We start from the raw sequence: 19,986 nt of genomic DNA, 5'->3' as shown, positions 1-19,986 counted from the left end.
AGCTTAAAAACCTGTTAGCTTTTCCCACCAGCTTGGTGCGCGCGCCGGCTCCATCGTCATGGGCTTGCGGGCAAGCTCCATTAGTCGATCTGCAATGTGCTGGTGGCTGAAACTTGCGCGAGCATGGGCTTCGCCGTTTTCTGCGATCATCGAGAGCAATTCCGGTTTTGTCTGCAGTTCTCGTATTTTCTGGATGGCTTCATCGGCTGAGTCGTAGAGCACGATATTCTGCATATCAACTAGGCCCAGCGCCTCTTCCTCGCCGCTGCCCTGCCGAGCGGCGACCACGGCACAGCCGCAGGCCATCGCTTCAAAGTTTTTGGCCATGTACTCGCCAATGCCGACGTCAGCGCTGAGGAAAATCCGAATTCGGTTCAGGGTGTCGCGATAATCCTCACGACTCTCCGTGCGCAGCAGATGGACTCCTAATGCCTGATCAACAGCCTCCAATAGCTCACGGCGCTGGCTGTACACCGCCGACTGTACCCGGCCAATAAAGCCGATCTCGATATCGCGAGCTGTATTGTGGTTTTGCAATGTTGAGGCGTCGAAGCCCTTGGGAATAACTTCGTTCTCTATGCCCAACTGGCGGAATCGTTGTCCGGTCGCGTAGCCACTGAGTATGATCTGTGCGTGGGGTAGCTGCCTGTAGTAGTCGGCAAAGGCGCCCTTCCAGCGCGATTGCTCGAGAAAGTTCTGGCAGGCGTCCTCCTCGAAAATGATCAGGCCGGGTAGTGTTTGGAGCTGCTTGGCAAAACGGTGAACTTTGGCAAACGGCAGGTCGAGGATAATGCGATCATACTGGCGAGGTTTGAGTCGTCGGAGTGTTCGCGGAAGTGCCTTGATCTCTTTTTTGTTAAGCGAGGCAACCGTTGCGCCGGGCTGGCGCTGCACGTAACTGTATAGCCAGCTAAAGTCGATATCTCTGTCCTGCTGGCCGAGCAGAAGAATGCGGGGTTCGCTCATATCAGAACAACAGGCGGAGCATGCCGCGCAGGGTTTTTCGGGTGAAGTAGCGAGGTTGTATTTCCTTCAAAATGCTCCGAGCCAAGGGCTTCTGCTTTTGTTTGGCTGCGGTCAGGAACAGGCTGTTCATCTCTTTGCTGTAGACCGCCTCAAAACTGGGGTGGTCGCTGTATTCACGTAACGTTTTGCTGATGCAATCGCGCATAAAGGCTGTGTTTTTATAAGTGTTGCTGCCATGCTTGCGGTAGTAGAGCATGATGTCGTTGAGGGCGTAGAAGCGGTAGCCCTCCGACGATAGCTTCATCCACATGTAGATATCTTCCAGTGGGATATCCGGGCGGTAGCCACCCACCTTGCGCATGGCTTCTGTGCGAACCAGCGCTGTTGAAGCGGCGAAACCCGGCTTGCGGCCTTCAAAGAAGTCTTCGAATACGAGCTCTCGCGCCGGGTGGAAGACCTGACGTTTGTTCAGGAGGGTGCCGTCTCCATCGATATACAGAGCATTGCCGCCGCAGACGGTAAATTCGGGATTGGCTTCCAGAAAGCTGACCTGCTTTTCGATCTTGTCCAGAAAAGCGATATCGTCAGAGCCCATCTGAAAGAAATATTCGCCTTTGGCCCTTTCCAGTGCCTGATTCAGGGTGGCCGATAGGCCGATATTGGCTTGCGGCTGAAAGAAAAAGCCGTGCTGATCTGCCAGTGACTGCAGGATCGCAACGCTACTGTCAGATGAGCCGTCGTCGTAAACCAACAACTCTACCTGAGGGTAGGTTTGCCGCAGAATGCTGAGGACGGCTTCGCCGATGTATTTCTCGTGGTTGTAGCATGACAGCGCCACTGTTACCAAGGGTTGATGGCCAGAATCAGGGCTGGGGTTGTCCATAGGGGCTGTCTTTGCTGAGGGTGAGCCGGAATTCTACGGCATGAGCGCGGCGGGGTGCTACTTCGGCCCATAAAGTGAGATAATCCCGGGCTTAATTTTTCAGGCCCAATTTCAGCACAATGAGAAAAGGTATTATCCTAGCAGGCGGCAGCGGTACCCGCCTCTACCCTCTGACCAAGGCCGTCAGCAAGCAGCTGATGCCGGTTTACGACAAGCCGATGATTTTCTACCCCCTGTCGACACTGATGTTGGCGGGAATCCGCGATATTCTGATTATCACCACACCTCAGGATGCGCCCCACTTTCAGCATTTGTTGGGAGATGGTAGTCAGTGGGGTATCAGTCTGCAGTATGCCGTTCAGCCCAGTCCGGACGGGCTGGCTCAGGCCTTCATCATTGGTGAAGAATTTATCGGTAGCGACAGCGTATCGCTGGTGCTTGGCGATAATATCTTCTATGGCAGTGGTTTTGGCACCCAGCTGGAGGCCGCCAGCAAGCTGGAGCAGGGCGCTGAAGTCTTTGGTTATTATGTGGATGATCCTGAGCGCTACGGCGTGGTCGCCTGCGATGAGCAGGGCAATGTCACCAGCATTGAAGAAAAGCCGAAAAGCCCTAAATCAAACTACGCCGTCACTGGACTCTATTTTTACGACAATCAGGTGGTGGATATTGCGCGAAATATCAAGCCTTCGTCTCGTGGCGAGCTGGAAATCACCGACGTTAACAATGTCTACCTCAGTCAAGGCAGCCTCCGGGTGAATTTTATGCCCCGCGGAACGGCTTGGCTGGATACAGGGACCCATGAGTCCCTGCTGGATGCGGCCAACTTTGTACGTGTGGTCGAAGCCCGGCAGGGTTTGAAAGTCTGCTGCCCAGAAGAAATTGCCTGGCGCAAAGGCTATATAACAACTGAAAACTTGCTTGAAATTGCCCGAGAAACCGAGAAAAGCGGTTACGGCGCTTATCTCAAGAAAATCGTACAGCCGGGAACGCCCCAATGAAGGTACAGACGACGCAAATTGAAGGCCTCCTTGTCATCGAGCCGAAAGTCTTTGGCGACGAGCGCGGCTTTTTCTGTGAAACCTGGCAGGCGGAGCGCTACCGCGAGGCGGGCGTAGAAGGCGAGTTTGTGCAGGATAACCACAGCCGATCACGTCAGGGCGTGTTGCGCGGCCTGCACTACCAAATTAAACAACCGCAAGGGAAGTTGGTGCGGGTGACGCATGGTGAAGTGTTTGATGTGGCCGTTGATATGCGTCGTTCATCCCCGACTTTTGGTCAGTGGTACGGTGTAGTGCTGAGTGGCCAGAATCATCGTCAGTTTTGGGTGCCACCGGGCTTTGCCCACGGATTTTATGTGATGTCTGAATCGGCAGATTTTCACTACAAATGCACGGACTATTATGCACCTGAACACGAGCGCAGTCTGTTATGGAGCGACAAGCAGGTGGGTATTGAGTGGCCTCTGGTGGATACGGGGGAACCTGAGCTATCAGCCAAGGATGCTCAAGGCGTGCCGTTCGTGGACGCAGAGGCCTTTGACTGATGCGCGTGTTGATACTGGGGCGCAGCGGTCAACTGGCGCAGGCCTTGCTGGAAAGCTGCCCTGAAGGAATAGAGGCGGCCGCCTGGGGGCGGGCTGACTTGGATCTGTCGAAAACAGAAAACATTACCCCCGTTCTGAGCGATTACGGGCCAGACGCAATAATCAATGCCAGCGCCTATACCGCGGTGGACAAGGCTGAATCTGAAGCCGAGCAGGCGAGAAAGCTGAATGTTGATGCCGTAGAAAAAATGGCTGAAACAGCTAAGACTTTGGCCATCCCTTTTGTTCATGTCTCGACGGACTTTGTGTTTGGGGGTGACAAGACGTCAGCGTATCTGCCCGAAGATATATGTAATCCACTGGGGGTTTACGGTAAAACCAAGCGGCAGGGTGAGGAAGCGATACTTACGATTTACCCCCAGTCGGCGATAGTACGTACCGCGTGGGTATACCGAGCCGGTGCTGCGAATTTTATGTCGACGATGCTGCGTTTGATGGCTGAGCGGGATGAGCTGGGTGTCGTTAGCGATCAGATTGGTGCACCGACTTCGGCTGACAATTTGGCCAATGTATTGTGGCGAGTGCTAGATAAACAGCTGTCGGGTATTTGGCATTACACCGACGCGGGTGTTGCCTCGTGGTATGACTTTGCAAGTGCAATTTATCATGAGGCTCGCGAGGCAGGCTTGCTATCGAGAGCGGTTGAAGTAAAGCCAATACTTACTTCCGATTACCCCACACCTGCAAAGCGACCAGCGTTTAGTGTGCTCGATTCGCGTGAACTGCTTACGGCCATAGAGTGGCCAGCTGTGCATTGGCAGGTCGCGTTGCGTGAGCAGGTCCGCAAGCTCAAATAAGATGATTGAATTTAAAGACGGTAGATTAGATTAATGTTACGAAAATTATTGGTAACCGGTGGTGCCGGTTTTATTGGCTGCAACTTCGTTCACTACTGGTTGAAGCAGCACCCCGGCGACGAAGTAGTCGTGCTGGATGCGCTGACTTACGCCGGTAATCGCGCCAGTCTGGCGTCTGTGGAAGATAATCCACGCTTTACTTTTGTACATGGCGATATCAACGACACGGCGTTAGTGGAAAGCCTGTTGCGTGATAGACAACTCGATACGATTGTTCATTTTGCTGCTGAGAGTCATGTTGATCGCTCGATCACAGGGCCAGATGCCTTTATCGAGACGAACGTGTTGGGGACGCATTCCCTGTTGAAAGCCGCGCGCAGTGTCTGGTTGGCCGGTGATGGCATGCCCCATCGATTTCATCATGTGAGTACAGATGAGGTATATGGTTCGCTGCTGCCCGATGATCCGGCGTTTACTGAAGAAAACCAATACCAGCCAAACTCACCGTATTCGGCTAGCAAGGCTGCCTCAGACCATTTGGTTCGTGCGTATCACCATACCTATGGTTTGGACGTGACAACCAGTAATTGCTCCAACAATTACGGCCCCTATCATTTTCCCGAAAAGCTGATCCCGCTGGCGATTACCAATCTTCTACGTGGCAAGCAGATTCCAATTTACGGCGACGGTAAAAACATTCGTGATTGGCTCTATGTTGAAGATCATGCTCGAGGTATTGAAGCCGTACTTGAGAAAGGTGTTCCTGGTGAGGTTTACAATATCGGTGGGAATAACGAGTGGGATAATCTTGAGCTGATTCGGGTGCTTTGTGAAAAACTGGATGCGGCATTTGAGCAGGATCCGAGTCTACAAGCGCGCTATCCGGACGCTCCAGCATCGAAGGGCAAGAAGAGCGTCGACAGCATTGCCTTCGTGGCAGACCGGGCAGGGCATGATCGACGTTATGCGATCGACTGTGGAAAAACTACCAGTGAATTGGGCTATGTGCCGGCATTTCAGTTCGAAGAGGGTATACAGGCTACGATCAATTGGTATCTTGAGAATGAGAGATGGTGGATTAAACTTGTAGCGTAGAATTTAATAGAGAAGGGAATATCTATGATAGAGGCAGTGGATGAAAATAAGAATCCGCTAATTAGCGTAGTCCTCATCTCGTACAATGGTGCGCGCTACATAGGTGAACAGATCAGGAGTGTGCTCTCGCAGGATTACCCTAATATAGAAGTTGTGATATCAGACGATGGCTCCAATGATGAGACGTTAGAGATTGTTAATCAGTATGCTGCGGAGAACGAAAATGTCCGTGTTTATCCCAACGAAGGGCGTAGGGGGATACACGGAAATTTAAGTAATGGTCTGTCAAAGGCTAGAGGTCAGATAATAGCGATTTGTGACCAAGATGACATATGGCACACCGAGAAATTGTCGATATTAAACTCCTATATTCAGGGCTTCTCTGCCTCATACTGTGATAGCGCATTGATCGATGAAGTGGGGCATCCAATTGGTATCACGATGAGCCAGTTTATTGGCGGTGCAGACTTGGATATAGGAACAAACTACAAAGCTCTAATGATGGACAACTGCGTATCTGGACATGCAATGTTGTTCAGGCGTGAGCTCTTAGCCAGTGTGCTTCCCTTTGCTGATGTTCCGATGTATGACCAACAGATTGCGCTGGTCGCGGCATCGGAAAATGGTATCGCGTATGTTGATCGGGAATTGGTGCTTCATAGGCAGCACGAGAGTAACTCCAATAACCAGATAGTGGCAAAAAAAGTTAGTAGAAGAGACACTTCGCGAAATAGGAAAAAATTGGTAATGCTACGAGAAACCTCGAAGCTCCTTAGTCGTAGTTGTGGCTCTGTGTCCCTTAGGTCCAAAGATAGAAGTAGGTTCCATGCCATAGAAAGGCACCTCGATAATAAGTTCCTTGAGGGGCCTGCTAGGCAAACTTTTGACCTAAAATTATTTATCTTGTTGCTGCCGATCGCTCGTTCTTTGTTTTACTTTTCTTCTCGAAAGAGCGTTTGGCTCAAGCGTCTCTATAGGCTTTGCAGATATTGATGGGTGGGTGCATTTGCTCTCTGGTTTTTTTAGTTTGTGCTGGTTTGGTGTTGAATGATGACTAGACGAGCCATTCTTTTTGCGAGCTATTCTCGAGATGGAGTTGTTGGCTCTCATGTTCTCCGCTTGATTCGCGAATTGACACATTATGCTGAGACGATAATTTTCGTGTCCGCTTCAGGGAAGAGTATTGATTTGTCTAGTGTAAGACCGTTCTGTGATTTGGCTATTTCAAGAGAGAATGTGGGATACGACTTCAAAAGTTGGCATGTGGCATTAGGCGTGTTGGATAAGCCTGATCAATACGATCAGGTGATTCTAATGAATGATAGTGTTTTTGGGCCTCTCTACAGTATGGATCGTATATTTGGTTGGCTGGACGAGTCGGGGTTGGACTGTGCAGGCTTGAGTAGTTCGATGCAGCTTGGATATCACTTGCAAAGTTATTTTCTTTGCTTTAGTAGTCGCTTGATTAAAGATGGAGTGCTGGCTCGATTCTTATCGAGTGTTGTGCAAGAGGACTGCAAGAGCAGCATCGTAAGGAAGTATGAGGTAGGTTTGAGTCATATGCTGTTGGCTGAACACTGGAGGATTGGCGCATATTACGATGTTAAAGAGTTGAGAGGCTGGCAGCGCTTATTGGCAGTGTTCCGCAACGGGAAGAATAAAGGACGAGGTTACTTTCAGCTCTCAAAGCGGGCGCTTCGAGGCGATGTTGGGAATCCTTCGCTTAGCCATTGGAGAAGTCTTATCGAGTCAGGTGTCCCTTTTGTAAAGGTTCAGTTGCTGAGAGACAATCCTTTAGGCATGAACTTGGGGCGCATTCATAGGTATCTGGAGAGGTTTCCAGTGTATGATGATATTCAGGATTACCTGAAGTGACGAGCATTGTTTTAGTCAACCTGTTGTCTATGAAGTCAGCTTTTTCCTTTGGCGTAGGTAGATTCTTGGATGTATCGCCAAATAGATTAGAGACTTTAGAGGGGTCTCTAATAAGCTGATCTGGATGCTTGTCTTTAGCATTTCCCGGTGGAGTTTCTTTTCAATTGTTGCCTTATTCGGGTAATCAATACTTTGAGAGTCGCAAACTCTCTGTTTCAAGACCTCTCTATAAAGCCTTAGTTTATTTAATCTGGACGCCTTTTTTTCTTGTGGGCTCTTACCTTCATGTAGTTTCCATGAGATACCTACGTTTGTTCTGTATTTTACTAGTGGTTTGTCGATGTAAACCACTGCCTTGACTAGAGCTGAGCGGAATCCCCATACCAAGTCTTCGTAGGTCCTTTTGTTCTGTATGGGGGGGAATAAGGCAAGTAGTGATCTCGAGTACGCTGCGGTAGCACCTATGTAAAGTGCAGGGGAAAGGGCTGAATGTGCTATTTGAGGCTCACTGATTCCCCATTCTGGTTTTATTTCGCCGGCTTCAATGTCTTGGTGGTCTATCTGGATTGCGCTGCTATGTACCAAGGTCGGTCTTTCATTGTTTTGTAGGTACGCCTCGACAATCTGATTAACTCGGTCTGGTAGGCTAATGTCATCGCCGGCTGCAACTGCAATGATTTCACCAGTGACCATGCTGAAGGCTTTATTTATGTGCTCGATCAGTCCGAGGTTTTGTTCATTTCGATTTATTTTTACGGAGTGTCTGCCCGAATAGTCTTTTGTAATTTTCTCGATCAGAGAAAAAGTCTTGTCGGAAGAGCAGTCGTCGCTTATGAGGATTTCGAGTGGTTCATAGTTTTGAGATAGTGCTGAATGTACAGCACTTTCGATGTAGTCTTCTTGGTTGTATGCAAAGAGAATTAAGCTGGCGGGGATATTTCTAGGCTTCATACGGTATAACCTATGGGCTAACTAGGTGAAAAAGCATTTATGGCATTCACCACGGATTCGAGTTGTTTGGTTGTCATTCCTGGGTAGATCGGAAGACTGAGAACTTGATTTGACAGTTGTTCTGCTGTCTCAAGCCCGCTAAAGGATTGATGGCGGTAAGCTAGCTGTTTGTGGGGGGGGATAGGGTAGTGAATCAGTGTTTCGATCTCATGCTTTGCGAGCCAGAATTGCAGTTCATTCCGATGATTGCACCGAATAACATACTGATGCCAGACGGGTGTTGACCATATTGGAGTGGTTGGAAGTTGGCAGCTTTTGTTTGTTATATGCCTACTGTAATAGTCTGCATTGTTCTGGCGCTGGGTATTCCATGTGTCTAAATGTTTGAGTTTGACTGATAGTATGGCCGCTTGTATTGGGTCTAGGCGGCAGTTGTAGCCAATGGAGTCATTTACGTATCGTTTTGTGGATCCATAGTTCCGCAGTGAGACTAGGCGATCTCTCAACTCTAGTGAGTTAGTAGTGACGGCGCCTGCATCGCCTAAAGCTCCAAGGTTTTTTCCAGGGTAGAAACTCCAGGCCGTCATGTGACTAATTCCGCCTATCTTTCGCCCTTTGTAATAAGCACCATGTGCTTGTGCAGCATCTTCTATCACTACCAGGTTGTGAGCTTTGGCGAGTTCGATGATCGGGTCCAGATCGGCTGTTTGTCCGTACAGGTGTACAGGGATAATAGCCTTTGTGTTGGAAGTAAGTTTGTTGGCGATCTGGGCGGGGTCTACTAAGTGATTGAGACTGTCTGGCTCAACGGGTACAGGCGTCGCGCCACAGTGAGAGACAGCCAGCCAGGTTGCTATAAACGTATTTGAAGGTACGATTACTTCGTCACCAGGACCTATATTCGAAGCAAGTAGTGCCAGGTGAATGGCGCTTAAGCCGCTTGAAACGCCTACGGCGTATGAGGACTCGACGTACTCAGCGAATTCGTCCTCAAATTTATCAAGTGTTTCTCCTCCGACATAATGATTCGAACGGATAACTTGGATTGCTGCATCTTCTATATCTTGAAGGATTGGTTGGTGGAAGGCGTCGAAATCGAAGAAGCGAACTTTAGTCATTACTTTTGGGAGTCCGTCAAGAATTTATCGTAGTCTCGATAATAATCGTCTTCATCGTACAGGTTTGAGGCAAGTACTAGACAGACTGAGCCCGAGGAGAAATTGTCGAGTTCGCGCCAGATCATAGGACATATGTATAGGCCTTGGTAAGGCCTATTCAGCGTAATCGTGCGCCTTTTTGAGCCATCATCAAGCTGAACATCGAAGCTTCCTGCGACTGCAATAATGAGCTGTTCTAGGGCTTTGTGTGCATGGCCTCCGCGGTTTCCTCCTCCAGGGACGTCGTAGAGGTAATAGGTTCTAGAGATATCGAAAGGGATGTGGCGATTTTCTTCGATAAACGTCAGGTTTCCTCGGTGATCTTGGATTTTGGGAAGCTCGATAAGTCTACAGTTTTTAAGGCTCATTTATAGCTCTCGGGGTCGACCTTGTCGTTCCGTTCTTCTGGTTTAATCTGCTAGTACGCCGGAAATGATGCTTTTAACGTGTTCCATAGAGGCCCATTTTCTTTCTGCAAAGATCTTTTTGGTGTCTCGAACCACGGCGTCGTAGCCGTATCGTGGGTGTGCATCATGTACCGCTACTCTCGCTCCGGGGGCAAGGTATGGCTCAAAGGACTTGAAATCTAGGTACGCTTGGTCATGATTTCCATCAATCCAGAGGAAGTCGATTTTGATATCCGGGTTCCAGTTGCTGGCAACCTCCTGTGAATACCCTTCGATAAGCTCAAATAAGCCTTCAAAGCCATTCTTGTTTAGGCGCTGCTCCACAATTTTTTTGGTCGGCTTGTTTTCGAGTGGGACGCAGTCGTCCGTGAGCTCTGCTTGCTTGTCTAGGTCGGAGTTGAAAGGGTCTATAGCATATACTTTTCCACCGACGGAGCGCAGGCCTGATAGAAGGTAGCTGGTGGAGAGCCCTCCATAACATCCAATCTCTACCGCTGTTCCACCGCGGCGGATGCTGGATGCCCACTTTTTCAACATGGCAGCTTCTGTGTGGCGAATCATGCCGCCGTAGTCGCGTTTATTGTAGCGGTAGCCGTGCAGCAGGCCCATTAAGTTATGGTATAATGGGCGAGAAAATCCGCTAATTATTTTGGGGCCTTCGTTTGCCCAAGCTTTTTCGAGAAATTCGCTAGTGTCCATGTCCGGGCCTTCTGGTTTGGAGTCGGTGCTCCGCAATTTGGTTCAAGGATTTAGTTGGGCGTATGTTAATACAAAACTTGCAGAATTGCGCCTCGCTCTGCTGACAAAGTCTGGGTTTTGAGATGTTTTTGGCCGTGTTGTGAGGATGAATTGAACCCACTTCTACACTTTCTAGATCGAGTAAATATATGCCTTTTTGGAACGCCTCCAGAGGGGGTGCCGTTGGTTGTGTCTGGAAGTCTAAATGTGGGTTCCGCTCCCGAGGAGGCTTTTAATTTCGCAGCTTCTAGGGAAGGGAGGGTTTTTCGAGACTTGCCTGGTCGGAAGACCTTGCGGTTTGAGTACTGTGGTAAAAGCTATTTTCTGAAATATCACTCGGGCGTAGGTTGGAGGGAGATACTAAAGAACATCTGCCTGCTTAAAAGGCCAGTTATCTGTGCCCAGGACGAGAGACGAGCTATTGAGGTTTTATCGCAAGCTGGCGTAGATACTATGACGTTGGCGGCATTCGGTGTTAGGGGAGTGAACCCTGCGGCGATTGAGTCTTTTCTGATCACTGAGGAGTTAAAACCCACACTGAGTCTAGAGGACTTTATAGGGAGCGATAGGGCCGCAGATACCAGGTTAAGGCGGGGGATAATTAGGAAGGTTGCGAAAATGACATCAATCATGCACTCGGTTGGAATGAACCATAGGGACCTCTATCTATGTCATTTTTTGCTTGATACTGCATGCTTGGAAAAGGGGGGAATTAAAATATCACTTATCGACCTTCATCGCGCTCAGATTCGCTCTCAAGTGCCGGCTAGGTGGCGTGCAAAAGATTTGGCTAGCTTGTATTTTTCTGCGTGGGCAGCGGGCCTAACGGATCGGGAGAGATTACTGTTTCTTTCGTGTTATTTTGAGCTTCCGTTGAAAGTGATTTTTAAGCGTGAAAAACGCCTCCTGCAGTGGCTGGAGTTAGAATCATATAGGTTAAGGGTTAAATTTGAGCGAAAGTATGCTGGCTAGGGCAGGCTTGATACATATTAAGTATATGCGCCAATTCCGGATTGAGAATGTATGCGTTTGAGTGGAGTGGCTTGCGAGATTTGCTTGTGTAAGCTGGGTTCGATATTAGGTACGTGGAGTTAAGGAACGAGAGAAGATGAAGTTGGATGAGGCTAAGAAGCTGGTTATGGAAGTCGTTGATCAGGTTCTGGAGGGGAAGTTAACAGTCGATGAAGATATGCAGCTTATTGGTGATGGCTCGGTGCTCGACTCGATGAAGCTAGTTGAAGTGTGTCTCGCTTTGGAAGATCGCGCCGATGAGTTGGGGTTTGAGTTTGATTGGACCTCGGATGCGGCGATGTCTAAATCGCGGAGTATGTTTAGATCTATCTCGAGTCTTTCAGCTGAGTTTTCTGCTCAGTCGGAGAATTGATTTGATTGTTGTAACGGGAGCAAGCCGGGGGCTGGGCAGGGCAGTTGCTGATCGCTTGATAGAGCGAGGACACAACGTAGTGGGTTTGGTTCGGTCTACGGAAGGATTGCCTTTCGAGGCTATCAAGTGTGATGTAGCAGATTATGACACCGTAAAAAAAGCGGCGCGAACAGTCAAGAGGCTAGGAGAGCCTGTCGATGCGGTGATTAATGCTGCGGGTATCGCGTCAATGAATATGGCTGTCACAACAGATGCCATGACCGTTCAGAGGCTGATCCAAACCAACCTCATGGGGACTATTTATAGTTGTCAGTTGTTTGCGCCGATTTTGATGAGGCAGCGCGCAGGGGTGATAGTTAACTTCTCGACTATTGCAGTTGCTTTGGCGTTAAAGGGTGAATCAGTTTACTCCGCGTCTAAGGCGGGTGTGGAGGCATTTTCTCGCTCATTTGCTCGCGAAGTTTCTGATTTTGGGGTTCGTGTGAACTGTATCGCACCAGGGCCGATAAAAACTGATTTGTTGCGAGGGATTACAGATTCGCAAATCGAAAATATCACGTCTCAGCAAGTAATAACCCGGCAGTTTGAAAAGTCTGACGTTTGTGACCTCGTTGAACTTCTGATTGATCCGCGCGCATTGTCGCTAAGCGGGCAGACGTTGAACATCGGAGGGGTCTAATGAAAATTGTTGAGAGTTTGACCCAAAAGTGGGCTGGGCTGGAAAGGCCTTTTCTAATACACGCGGATGGTGAATTGAGGTTTAGTCAAATTGCTACGCAAGGCGATGTAGATTTGACTGAAATAGGTGATGGAGATGTGGTCGCGTTAATTGGGGATTTCGATCCGCGTTCCATTTCAACGCTTTTAAGGCTTATTGATAAGAACGTAATCCTTGTGCCGTTGACCAGTGACACCCGCAGTCAGCATGAGTATTTTTTTGAATCGGCCCTTGTGGATTTTGTCATAGAAGGCTCTCACGTCGAGAGGGTGGGGCATGGAGGATCACACCAGCTCCTAGATTGTTTGCGAGCCAAAAAGCATGCCGGGCTGGTGCTGTTTTCGACAGGTACAACAGGGCGTCCTAAAGCAATATTGCATGATTTGACTGTATTTTTAAAGCGTTTTTCGACGCCTCGGCCAACTTTTCGGACATTGAATTTCCTCTTGTTTGATCACATCGGTGGTCTGAATACGCTGCTGCATACCTTGTTTAATACAGGTACCGTGATAGCGCCGAGGTCGAGGCAGGTTGAGGATATATTGCGTTCTTGTGAAGAATTTGATGTTGAAGTGCTTCCGGCAACGCCAACGTTTCTGCGGATGATGCTGATGAGTGGGATGATACCAGAGCGCGTTCCTCCTTCACTCAAGGTTATCACGTACGGAACTGAGCGTATGGATCAGTCCACCTTGAATGCGTTGTGCGAGTTATTGCCAAGGGTTGATTTTAGGCAGACATTTGGCATGTCTGAGCTGGGTATTCTGAGGGTGAAGAGCAAATCACGGGATAGCCTTTTCATGAAGGTTGGAGGTGAAGGGGTAGAGACTAGGGTTGTCGACGGTGTGCTGGAGATAAAGTCCGAAAATAGGATGTTGGGTTATCTCAATGCAGAGTGTCCATTTGATGAAGAAGGCTGGTACAACACCAAAGATCTCGTTGAGGTTAGTGGTGAATACTACAAAGTGGTTGGTCGCACTTCTGAGATGATAAATGTGGGTGGCCTCAAATTTATGGCGTCAGAAGTTGAGCGAGTGGTGCTAGAGCTTGATACGGTTGAGCTTGTTAAAGCTGAGGGTAAGTCAAACCCCATAACTGGACAACATGTTGAGCTCAGTGTGCAGCCTCGCAGTGGAGAAAGCGTTGACCCGAGTGAGCTGAAACGCTTGCTGAAAGACACATTGCCTTCCCATATGGTGCCCAAAAGAATCAAAATAAAGAAAGTGGAAGTTGGGCACAGGTTTAAGAGAGGGTAGCGCAAAGTGAGATTGCGTAAGGCGAGTCTCGTGGAAGGGGTGAATGTTTCGTTGCGGAATGCCGTGATTAGTGATTCGGAATTTATCCTTTCTTTGAGGCTAGATCCAGACAAGGGGCGATATCTGAGCGCTACGGTGCCCTCTTTAGTTGAGCAGGAGGCCTGGATGCAAAAATACGAGAAAAGTTGCGATCAGGCCTATTTCATCATTCAGTCTAAAGACGGGCGCAGATTGGGTTGTGTTCGGATGTATAACCCCAGCGGGAAAAGCTTTGAGTGGGGATCATGGCTAATGATTAGTGGAGCTCCTCCTTTTGCGGCTCTTGAGTCAGCACTTCTGATTTATCGATATGCGGTAGATCTGGGCTTTGAGGAGGCTCGGCTTGAGGTTCGCCAAGACAATGTTAGTGTTTGGAAATTCCACGAGAACGTTTTTGGAGCGCGGTTGGTAGATGAATCGGAGCGAGATAGATTTTACATTGTTGAAAAGAGTATGATAAAGCGCGTTTTGCGCGTGCACGCGAAGCGTCTGCGATCCTATAAGAGCCTCCCGATCCAGTAGAGCAGGGTGCTCGTACTCCACTTATCTCGCGTGATTGCTGGCATTGTTTACGCTCTGGAATGATTCTCTTCGCCTAACTGGCTAGCCGGTATCGGGCAGGTTTGTGGTTGTGGCGAGGACCAGCCGATTTTTTGCCTCATGAATTTGTGACTGAAATCAACTAAATCGGTAATTTTACCGTTTATCATTGCACTTCCTTTTTGGGGGGCATTGAAGGCCTTTGTTCCCATCTGATTGCCGTGCGTCGATTAAAAGTGTGATTGCGGTATCGTGCAGCGAAGCAATGTGCATGGCTGGAAACGGAGGAGTGAGCGTGGTATCGCCGCTGGCATTTCGGGTTGAGCTAGAGGGTCTGCGAGGACTCCTAATGCTCATAATTGCCTTTTATCACGCTGGCGCGCAGCTTTTTGGCAGCAGCTTTTTTTCTGTTGATGCTTTCTTCGTCGTCAGCGGTTATCTAATGGCCGCAATCATCATCAAAGATATGGAGCTTGGCCGCTTCAGTCTAGTTGATTTCTACGAGCGGCGCGCTCGCCGCCTTCTGCCTGCGCTTTATCTGGTCGTGTTCACTGGTGTCGTATTCGCTTACTTTGTTCTGCCGCCAGTGGATTATGAGACCTTGGCGGAAAGCGGCATTTGGGCGCTTGCCATGGCTGGCAACGTGTTTTTTGCTGATGCGGGGCCGGGATATTTTAGTTCTAGCATCAGTTTACAGCCGTTCATGCACCTTTGGTCGTTGGGACTTGAGCAGCAGTATTATCTCCTAATTCCCTTGGTGTTTTTGTTTTTTACCCGAATTGGTCGAGGCTGGCTAACTTTTGCGCTGTTTGGGTTGATGCTCTTGTCTTTGTCTTTTGCTTTTTCCATGGCAACCAACGAGAACAGTGCACGAGCCTATTATATTTTCTCGGCTCGGGTGTGGGAGTTTCTTGTGGGCGGCCTAGCGGCAATCTACCAATGTCGAATACGCAAGCGAGTTCCGCTTGTTGCTCACCGTTGGTTGGCTGATCTTGGTTTTGCGATGCTTTTGGGCGTATGTTTTTTAGCCAGTGAGCACTCGCTTCACCCTGGTGGTATTACGTTGGTGCCGGTGTCCGGTGTGTTGCTGTTGCTGCTATTCGCCAGCGAGGGCAGTCTGGCGGTGCGCTTCCTAAGTTGGTCACCACTGGTTTGGTTGGGCGGTCTATCCTACTCGCTTTATCTTTGGCACCAGGTTTTTCTTGCATTTGGGCGTTGGGTTTTTATTGATAATTTCGACCTATTGATCGCTACGTCTTTGTTGGCTGTATCAGTCGCGTTATCTGCAGTTACCCGAAAATATGTAGAAGAGCCTTTTCGAAGCGCAACTCGAGTATCTAAGCCGAAGTTCTGGTGGGGGGTCGCTTGCTCAACATTAGTGGTTTTCTCAGTCGCTAATTATGTAGATAACAAGCATGGTTTTCGTCACCGATTGCCGATAGCTTTTGTGGAAGAAACGCTGCAGCGCAGTGGCTCTTCTAGTGTGTCAATGACTGCCGATGGTAGAGATTGTCGCTCCAAGATCGAGGCCGGAGAGATCTGCGAAATTGGTGATCCAGAAGCGATGCGTACATGGGCTTTGATTGGTGACAGTCATGCCTCCCAATATACGGCCTCCATAGATGCTTTATTTCGCGAGGCTAATGAATCCGGCTATCTTCTAGCTCGATACACCTGTGGCTATGCTATCGGGGTACGCTTGGTAGGAGATCATGAAGGTCTGTGTGAGGAGCACAACGAGAGTGTGCAAAAGTGGCTGCTCGATAACGCTGATATAGAGACAGTAATTGTGGCCGAGAGGGGGCCATATTATTACAGCAAGCAACGGTATGATAACGGGTCCGGCGCAAGAGAAAGCGGGCAGAAATACTGGTTTGAGCCGAAACAAAAGTTGCGAGATATGGCCTACGAAACGGCTGTTCTTAGTTCAATGATGCAGCCTCTCCGGACTCTGCTTGAGGCGGGAAAAAGGGTCGTGATTATACAGCCTATACCCGAGTTTGGCTGGGACGTGCCTAGGTATTTTTATCGACAGGTTATGAGAGGCCAGCAAGAGATTGATATATCAATAAAAAGTGCGGTCTATGATGAGCGAACTGCTCCGTTTCGGAGGGCGGTGGATCAAGTAGCAGGGTTAGAGTCAAATTTGGTGGTAGTTGATCCTAAGCCTGTTTTTTGTGATGAAGAGCGGTGCAAGGCATACAAGAATGGTTACTTGCTATACCAAGATGATGATCATTTAACGCGCTTTGGGGCTGACCAGGTGGTTGGTCGGGTTGCTTCAGAGTTGGGTATCGCTCCGCTATCCAGTCGTATAGTGACTAGATTTTGACCGTTTTTGTCGCTACACTCCGTCCTCGTTTTCAGTAATATAACAGCCTCTATAGGTTCATGACCCCTCGGCATCGCAGCCGAAAAGCCGCTACTGGCTATGCAGGGGATAACAACTCACGCCAGTATCGGATATGCGTTCAGAGCAGCTAGCCAAATCACAGCAGGCGCGGCCCCAGATTGCCGACGTCGTACCCATCGCCGAGGGCTTGCACCAGCACTCCCTGAAAATCTGCATCCTGGGATACCGCAGTCACCCCTATGGTGGCGGTCAGGGTATCTATATTCGCTATCTCAGCAAGGCCCTGCGTGAAGCCGGGCATGAAGTGGATGTGATTTCGGGTGAGCCATACCCTCATCTGGACGACGGCATTCGTCTTATCAAGATGCCGGGCCTCAACCTGTTCGAAAATGGACTCGGTTCCTTGCGGCCGCACCATCTGCGGTCGGCGACTAATATTATCGAGTGGACAAGCAAGCTGACGGGCGGCTTTGCCGAGCCCTATTGCTTTGGCCGACGGGTGGTGAAGTATCTTCGCGAGCACGGTCGTCATTACGATATTATCCATGACAATCAAAGTCTTAGCTGGGGCATGCTGCAGCTCCAGAAAGAGGGCTTTCCGCTGGTAACGACTATTCATCACCCGATCACCAGTGATTTGGACATTGCTCTCAAAGCTGCGCGCAGCGCTTGGCAGCGCGTGCTGATCCGCCGCTGGCATTCGTTTATCACCATGCAGCGCAAGGTGGCGCCAAAGCTGCGCAATGTCGTCACGGTGTCTGAGTGTTCGCGGCATGATATTGCCGAGGCTTTCGGGATGGCGCCCGAAAGCATTGATCTGGTGCATTGCGGCATTGATACCGATGTATTTCATCCCATGCCAGAAGTGGAGAAGAAGCCTTTTCGCTTGATGGCGACTGTATCTGCAGATGCGCCCTTGAAAGGTGCTCATTACCTGATTAATGCCTTGCCCGCTCTGATTGAGCGGTATCCTGAGCTTGAACTGCTGCTAGTCGGTAAGCCTAAGCCGGGTGGTTCAACGGAGCGCCTGATCGAACGGCTTGGTCTTGCTGAGCGCATTCGCTGCGTGACTGGAATAAGTACCGAAGAGTTGGTTCGTTACTACAACGAGGCGGAAATTGTTGTTGTGCCCTCGGTGTATGAAGGTTTCGGGCTGCCGGCCGGTGAAGCAATGGCTTGCGGCACGGCGGTAGTCTCGAGCAATGGTGGGGCCCTGCCTGAGGTGGTGGGCGACGCCTGTATTCAGGTGCCTGTGCGTGATAGCGACGCGATAAGCAATGCGGTGATCAAGCTGTTTGATGACCCCGAACTACGCCAGCGCCTAGCTCGCGAAGGACGAGAACGCATGGAAAACATATTCTGCTGGCGCAAGGCTGCGCTGGAAATGACGGACTTTTACTGGAAGGTCATCGATCGTGCAAACCGTTGACTTTAAACACTTTATTCTTCAAACGGGCGACCGGGTTCTGGATCTGGGTTGCGGCGAAGGGCGCCACGTTATCTCGGCTTTTGTCGAGGCGGATGTGACTGCAGTAGGCGTTGACCTCTGCCTGAAAGACCTGCAAACGGCTCAGTCCAAATTTGCGGATTTTGCTGAGCCGGCTAACGAGGCGAAAGGCTTCGGTCTCAGTCAGGCGAACGCGCTGCAGCTGCCGTTTGCTGACAATACCTTCGACAAGATTATCTGCTCGGAAGTGCTGGAACATATTCCCGATTATCGCTCGGTGCTTAAAGAGATTGAGCGGGTGCTCAAGCCGGGTGGATTGTTCTGTGCGAGCGTGCCGAGGGCGTGGCCAGAACGGATCTGCTGGGCCTTGAGTGAGGCCTACCACAAGGTTGAGGGCGGTCATGTGCGGATTTTCGATGCCGCTAAACTGCGCGGTCAGATTCAGGCGCTGGGCTTTCAGTTTTATCACCGTCACTGGGCGCATGCCTTGCATGCGCCGTTTTGGTGGCTGAAATGCCTGTTCTGGAAAAGTCAGGACAGCAACTTTCTGGTTCGCCAGTATCATCGCCTGTTGGTGTGGGACCTGCTGGAGCGTCCCAAAACCACACAGGTTTTGGAACAGGCCCTGAATCCCGTAGTGGGCAAAAGTGTGGTCATGTATTTCCGTAAACTGGCCGATGCCCAAGGAGCCGCACAATGAGTGGCGTATTCCTCACTAAGGGTTTATTTCCCAAGTCCTTTTTCAGCTCAACGGTCGAGTTTATCAAGCACGTTCAGCGCCCCGATGGCCTGATTCCCTGGTTTGAGGGTGGTCATGCCGATCCTTGGGACCATGTCGAAGCGGCAATGGGCTTGAGTATTGGCGGCGAATACACGGCTGCTGAGCAGGCCTACGACTGGTTGGCAGAAAATCAGCTGGCCGACGGTAGCTGGTGGGCGGCCTACCGGGATGGCGAAGTTGATAATCGAGAGCGTCGTGAAACTAATTTCGTTGCCTATGTCGCAACCGGTGTTTGGCACCATTATCTGATTACCCGCCGTGAGGGTTTTCTGCGTCGCCTGTGGCCCGTCGTGGATAAGGCCATTGGCTTCGTTCTGGCGCAGCAGAGTCGCCATGGCGAGATTAACTGGGCCGTGGATACCCACGGCAAGCCGATGGAAGACGCTCTAGTAACCGGCTGCAGTTCTATTTATAAAAGCCTGGAGTGCGCCCACAATATTGCCGTAACACTGGGTGAAGATCGCGCTCACTGGTTGTCGGCACGGGAACGTCTCGGTGATGCTTTGCGAAATAAACCGGAGCGCTTCGATCGCACCTGGGAAAGCAAGGCGCGCTATTCGATGGACTGGTTTTACCCAGTCCTGTCTGGTGCTTTTCCGAAAGCGCGGGCGAAAGAACATCTGCAAAAGCGGTGGTCAGAGTTTGTCGAGCAGGATATGGGGTGCCGCTGTGTGTCGGACGAGCCCTGGGTCACGGTAGCAGAGTCTTGCGAATTGGTTATGGCCTTGCTGGCTGCGGGTGATCATGCCCGTGCGGTCACCCTCTATAGCTGGCTCCATCAGTGGCGCCTCAAGAGTGGTGAATACTGGACCGGTTATCAGTTTGTAGAAGATCTCATGTGGCCGGATGAAAAACCGACATGGACGGCTGGCGCCATTCTGCTGGCCGCGGATGCTCTGACTGAACACACCGCAGCTCACCACCTGTTCAACCGGGTTACTTTGCTGGAAGCGGAAACCTCAGAATCGCTGGATCTCGAGCGAGCCCACTAAA

At 50.1% G+C, this 19,986-nt stretch carries 21 protein-coding genes; 15 read left to right on the top strand and 6 right to left on the bottom strand.

What is annotated here, in order from left to right:
- Positions 1 to 3: 3 nt before the first annotated feature.
- Positions 4 to 966: a glycosyltransferase family protein gene (locus FHR99_RS07815; protein ID WP_183409945.1), complete on the bottom strand. Its 963-nt coding sequence runs from the start codon at positions 964 to 966 to the stop codon at positions 4 to 6.
- 1 nt (position 967) lies between these two features.
- On the bottom strand, positions 968 to 1,849 hold the full coding sequence (locus FHR99_RS07810; protein ID WP_183409944.1) for a glycosyltransferase family 2 protein: 882 nt from the start codon (positions 1,847 to 1,849) through the stop codon (positions 968 to 970).
- A 119-nt stretch (positions 1,850 to 1,968) separates the two neighbouring features.
- On the opposite strand from FHR99_RS07810, the gene rfbA reads away from it, so the two are divergent.
- From rfbA to FHR99_RS07780, 6 genes are read left to right on the top strand one after another with little or no spacing between them, the layout of a single operon-like run.
- Positions 1,969 to 2,850, top strand: coding sequence for a glucose-1-phosphate thymidylyltransferase RfbA (gene rfbA, locus FHR99_RS07805; RefSeq protein WP_183409943.1), 882 nt, complete (start codon positions 1,969 to 1,971; stop codon positions 2,848 to 2,850).
- Positions 2,847 to 3,395 carry a dTDP-4-dehydrorhamnose 3,5-epimerase gene (gene rfbC / locus FHR99_RS07800; RefSeq protein WP_183409942.1) on the top strand — a complete coding sequence of 183 codons (549 nt, stop codon included), beginning with the start codon at positions 2,847 to 2,849 and terminating at the stop codon, positions 3,393 to 3,395. Before rfbA ends, rfbC begins: the two co-directional genes overlap by 4 nt.
- Positions 3,395 to 4,252 carry a dTDP-4-dehydrorhamnose reductase gene (gene rfbD, locus FHR99_RS07795; RefSeq protein WP_183409941.1) on the top strand — a complete coding sequence of 286 codons (858 nt, stop codon included), beginning with the start codon at positions 3,395 to 3,397 and terminating at the stop codon, positions 4,250 to 4,252. Before rfbC ends, rfbD begins: the two co-directional genes overlap by 1 nt.
- Positions 4,253 to 4,285: 33 nt before the next feature.
- Positions 4,286 to 5,347 (top strand): dTDP-glucose 4,6-dehydratase, encoded by a 1,062-nt coding sequence (rfbB, locus tag FHR99_RS07790; protein ID WP_183409940.1) that lies wholly within the window; start codon positions 4,286 to 4,288, stop codon positions 5,345 to 5,347.
- A 24-nt stretch (positions 5,348 to 5,371) separates the two neighbouring features.
- Positions 5,372 to 6,340, top strand: coding sequence for a glycosyltransferase (locus tag FHR99_RS07785; RefSeq protein WP_183409939.1), 969 nt, complete (start codon positions 5,372 to 5,374; stop codon positions 6,338 to 6,340).
- A gap of 54 nt (positions 6,341 to 6,394) precedes the next feature.
- Entirely contained in the window at positions 6,395 to 7,222 is an 828-nt protein-coding gene (locus FHR99_RS07780; protein WP_343067451.1) for a rhamnan synthesis F family protein, read from the top strand.
- Positions 7,223 to 7,249: 27 nt separating this feature from the next.
- Here FHR99_RS07780 and FHR99_RS07775 read toward each other — a convergent pair whose 3' ends face one another.
- From FHR99_RS07775 to FHR99_RS07760, 4 genes are read right to left on the bottom strand one after another with little or no spacing between them, the layout of a single operon-like run.
- Positions 7,250 to 8,173, bottom strand: coding sequence for a glycosyltransferase (locus tag FHR99_RS07775; protein ID WP_183409937.1), 924 nt, complete (start codon positions 8,171 to 8,173; stop codon positions 7,250 to 7,252).
- 17 nt (positions 8,174 to 8,190) lie between these two features.
- Positions 8,191 to 9,291 (bottom strand): DegT/DnrJ/EryC1/StrS family aminotransferase, encoded by a 1,101-nt coding sequence (locus FHR99_RS07770; RefSeq protein WP_183409936.1) that lies wholly within the window; start codon positions 9,289 to 9,291, stop codon positions 8,191 to 8,193.
- Positions 9,291 to 9,698, bottom strand: coding sequence for a sugar 3,4-ketoisomerase (locus FHR99_RS07765; protein ID WP_183409935.1), 408 nt, complete (start codon positions 9,696 to 9,698; stop codon positions 9,291 to 9,293). The genes FHR99_RS07770 and FHR99_RS07765 overlap by 1 nt, the downstream gene beginning before the upstream one ends.
- 42 nt (positions 9,699 to 9,740) lie before the next feature.
- Complete coding sequence (locus FHR99_RS07760) at positions 9,741 to 10,436, bottom strand: class I SAM-dependent methyltransferase (RefSeq protein ID WP_183409934.1); 696 nt, start codon at positions 10,434 to 10,436, stop codon at positions 9,741 to 9,743.
- A gap of 228 nt (positions 10,437 to 10,664) precedes the next feature.
- Here FHR99_RS07760 and rfaP point away from each other — a divergent pair, with 228 nt between their 5' ends.
- From rfaP to FHR99_RS07715, 9 genes are all read left to right on the top strand, one after another.
- Positions 10,665 to 11,447, top strand: a complete 783-nt coding sequence (rfaP, locus tag FHR99_RS07755; RefSeq protein ID WP_183409933.1) for a lipopolysaccharide core heptose(I) kinase RfaP — start codon at positions 10,665 to 10,667, stop codon at positions 11,445 to 11,447.
- A 136-nt stretch (positions 11,448 to 11,583) separates the two neighbouring features.
- Positions 11,584 to 11,859 (top strand): hypothetical protein, encoded by a 276-nt coding sequence (locus FHR99_RS07750; protein ID WP_183409932.1) that lies wholly within the window; start codon positions 11,584 to 11,586, stop codon positions 11,857 to 11,859.
- A 1-nt stretch (position 11,860) separates the two neighbouring features.
- Positions 11,861 to 12,538, top strand: coding sequence for an SDR family NAD(P)-dependent oxidoreductase (locus FHR99_RS07745; protein WP_183409931.1), 678 nt, complete (start codon positions 11,861 to 11,863; stop codon positions 12,536 to 12,538).
- Positions 12,538 to 13,833 carry an ANL family adenylate-forming protein gene (locus tag FHR99_RS07740; protein WP_183409930.1) on the top strand — a complete coding sequence of 432 codons (1,296 nt, stop codon included), beginning with the start codon at positions 12,538 to 12,540 and terminating at the stop codon, positions 13,831 to 13,833. The genes FHR99_RS07745 and FHR99_RS07740 overlap by 1 nt, the downstream gene beginning before the upstream one ends.
- A 6-nt stretch (positions 13,834 to 13,839) precedes the next feature.
- On the top strand, positions 13,840 to 14,394 hold the full coding sequence (locus FHR99_RS07735) for a GNAT family N-acetyltransferase (RefSeq protein ID WP_343067449.1): 555 nt from the start codon (positions 13,840 to 13,842) through the stop codon (positions 14,392 to 14,394).
- Positions 14,395 to 14,683: 289 nt separating this feature from the next.
- A complete protein-coding gene (locus FHR99_RS07730) occupies positions 14,684 to 16,744 on the top strand; it encodes an acyltransferase family protein (protein WP_183409928.1) in 2,061 nt (686 codons plus the stop codon).
- Positions 16,745 to 16,877: 133 nt separating this feature from the next.
- Positions 16,878 to 18,194, top strand: a complete 1,317-nt coding sequence (locus FHR99_RS07725; protein ID WP_183409927.1) for a glycosyltransferase family 4 protein — start codon at positions 16,878 to 16,880, stop codon at positions 18,192 to 18,194.
- Positions 18,181 to 18,912, top strand: a complete 732-nt coding sequence (locus tag FHR99_RS07720; RefSeq protein WP_183409926.1) for a methyltransferase domain-containing protein — start codon at positions 18,181 to 18,183, stop codon at positions 18,910 to 18,912. The genes FHR99_RS07725 and FHR99_RS07720 overlap by 14 nt, the downstream gene beginning before the upstream one ends.
- Positions 18,909 to 19,985 carry a prenyltransferase/squalene oxidase repeat-containing protein gene (locus FHR99_RS07715; RefSeq protein WP_183409925.1) on the top strand — a complete coding sequence of 359 codons (1,077 nt, stop codon included), beginning with the start codon at positions 18,909 to 18,911 and terminating at the stop codon, positions 19,983 to 19,985. Before FHR99_RS07720 ends, FHR99_RS07715 begins: the two co-directional genes overlap by 4 nt.
- Position 19,986: the final 1 nt, after the last annotated feature.

It is taken from the genome of Litorivivens lipolytica, from assembly GCF_014191715.1.
Taxonomy (GTDB): Bacteria; Pseudomonadota; Gammaproteobacteria; order Pseudomonadales; family Spongiibacteraceae; genus Litorivivens; species Litorivivens lipolytica.
The sequence above is the reverse complement of the archived record's forward strand: the minus strand, read 5'-3'. Positions and strand labels throughout refer to the sequence as shown.